This is a genomic window from Motilibacter deserti (genome assembly GCF_011250635.1).
Taxonomy (GTDB): Bacteria; Actinomycetota; Actinomycetes; order Motilibacterales; family Motilibacteraceae; genus Motilibacter_A; species Motilibacter_A deserti.
This window is the reverse complement of record NZ_JAANNP010000207.1, coordinates 1-1,913: the sequence shown is the minus strand read 5'-3', so window position 1 is coordinate 1,913 and position 1,913 is coordinate 1. Positions and strand designations below refer to the sequence as shown.

Below are 1,913 nucleotides of genomic sequence, written 5' to 3'. Positions count from 1 at the left end.
CCGCGGCGCGGCCGGGTCGGTGGCGTCGCCCTGCAGGAAGCGGCAGTTGCGCCCGACGGCCTCCTCGAAGGAGTAGCCGGTCGTCGCGGTGAAGGCCGGGTTGACCCAGATGAGGGGCATGTCCTCGGCGCGCGCGTCGGCGACGGTGAACGACATGCCGGTGGCGAGCACTGCGCGCTCGCGCAGCTCGGCCTGGGCGTGCGCGGCGGTGGCGGCGGCCTCCGCCGCTTCGCGCGCGCGCAGGGGCAGGAAGACGACGAGCGCGTGGCCCTCGAGCTGCGGCGCACCGCTCATCGGCAGCCCGACGACCCACATCGGCTCGCGCCGGCGGCCGAGGTCGGTGGCCCGGGCGGCGGAGACGGCCTGTCCGGCGACCGGGACCGAGCGGGCCACCTGGGTCAGCGGGTGCGAGGTGTCCGACAGCTCGTTGCCGTCGAGGTCGAGCAGGGCCGCGGCGTCGGACCATGCCTCGATGCCGACCGGGAGCCGGACCCCGGGCACGAGCTGCTCGGCGACGACATTGGCGTAGACCACCGAGCGGTCGGCCAGGTCGACCAGCAGGACCGCGGCGGGCTCGTCGCCGGCGACCTGGGCGAGCTCGGGTGGCATGCCCGTGGCGAGGGACGTCCGGACGGCGGCACCGTCCGTCGCTGAGGCCACTGGCGCCACCTTCGCTCCCGGGTCCGCCGTCGGTCGGCGGCGTCTGCGCCGTCCAGCGTAGTGGCCGCCGAGCGTGCCCGCGCGGCGTGCGGGTGATCGCGCCGCTGGTCAGGGCCGTGCTGGTCTGCGGACGCCCGGGTGAGCCCGCTTCGTCCCCGAAGATCCTCGACCGGCTCGGGGAACGCGGTTCGCCGGCCGAGCTCAGCCTCGGCTGTCGTACGCCGCCCGCGCCGCCGTCACCTGCGGCACCGACCGCTCGAGCAGGTCGGCGAGCTCGCGCAGCCGGCCGGCCACCTGCTCGCCCAGCGGGGTCAGCGCGTACTCCACCCGGGGCGGGATCGCACTGACCACGTCGCGCGTCACCAGTCCGTCGCGCTCGAGCGTCTGCAGCGTCTGGGACAGCATCTTCTCGCTGACCCCTTCGACCCGCCGGCGCAGCGCGTTGAAGCGGTAGCCGCCCTCGCCGAGGGCGAGCAGGGCGAGCTGCGCCCACTTGCTCCCGATGTCCTCGAGCGTCGCGCGCGACGTGCAGCCGCGGGCGAAGACGTCCGCGACGAGCTCCTGGGACGGCCCCGGGTCGGTGTCGCACGCGCTCATGGCTCCACCGTACGGGGTGCACCGGGAATGGAGGGCACTAACCTGCAGTTAGTGCCAGCAGAACGGGAAGCACTCGCTCGCCGCCGATCTCGGGAGACCCCATGACCACGTACGCCGTCACCGCCGCCACCGGGCACCTCGGCCGCCTCGCCGTCGCCGAGCTGCTGCGTCGGGGCGTCCCCGCCTCCGACGTGGTCGCCGTCGCCCGCAACCCGGAGAAGGCCGCGGACCTCGCCGAGCAGGGCGTGACCGTGCGCGAGGGCGACTACTCGCAGCCGGAGACGCTGGCCACCGCCCTCGCAGGCGTCGACCGGCTGCTGTTCATCTCCGGCAGCGAGGCCGGGCAGCGGGTTCCGCAGCACCTCGCCGTGGTGGAGGCGGCGAAGGCCGCGGGCGTCGGGCGCGTCGCCTACACGAGCATCCTCAAGGCCGACACGGCCGCGAACCCGCTCGCACCCGAGCACAAGGCCACCGAGGAGGCGCTGCGCGCGTCCGGCGTCCCGTTCACCCTGCTGCGCAACGGCTGGTACCTCGAGAACTACACCGCGCAGCTCGGGCAGTACCTCGAGCGCGGCGAGATCCTCGGCGCGGCCGGCACCGGCCGGGTGGCGGGCGCGGCGCGCGCGGACTACGCGGCCGCGGCCGTCGAGGCCCTG

3 protein-coding genes are annotated in these 1,913 nt (G+C 75.4%); 1 reads left to right on the top strand and 2 read right to left on the bottom strand.

From position 1 onward, the window contains the following. Together G9H71_RS24805 and G9H71_RS22425 are read right to left on the bottom strand one after the other, a co-directional pair. On the bottom strand, nt 1–660 hold a 660-nt coding region (locus tag G9H71_RS24805), incomplete at its 3' end, for a PAS domain-containing protein (protein WP_331273203.1). A 201-nt stretch (nt 661–861) separates the two neighbouring features. Then, nucleotides 862–1,257 carry a winged helix-turn-helix transcriptional regulator gene (locus tag G9H71_RS22425; RefSeq protein WP_166284970.1) on the bottom strand — a complete coding sequence of 132 codons (396 nt, stop codon included), beginning with the start codon at nt 1,255–1,257 and terminating at the stop codon, nt 862–864. Nucleotides 1,258–1,358: 101 nt separating this feature from the next. On the opposite strand from G9H71_RS22425, the gene G9H71_RS22420 reads away from it, so the two are divergent. Further along, a partial coding sequence (locus G9H71_RS22420) for an NAD(P)H-binding protein (RefSeq protein ID WP_166284969.1) occupies nt 1,359–1,913 on the top strand: 555 nt, incomplete at its 3' end.

What these genes read in the sequence shown, in the direction of transcription:
- G9H71_RS22425 (WP_166284970.1), bottom strand. Translation starts at nt 1,257, where the DNA reads ATGAGCGCGTGCGACACCGACCCGGGGCCGTCCCAGGAGCTCGTCGCG.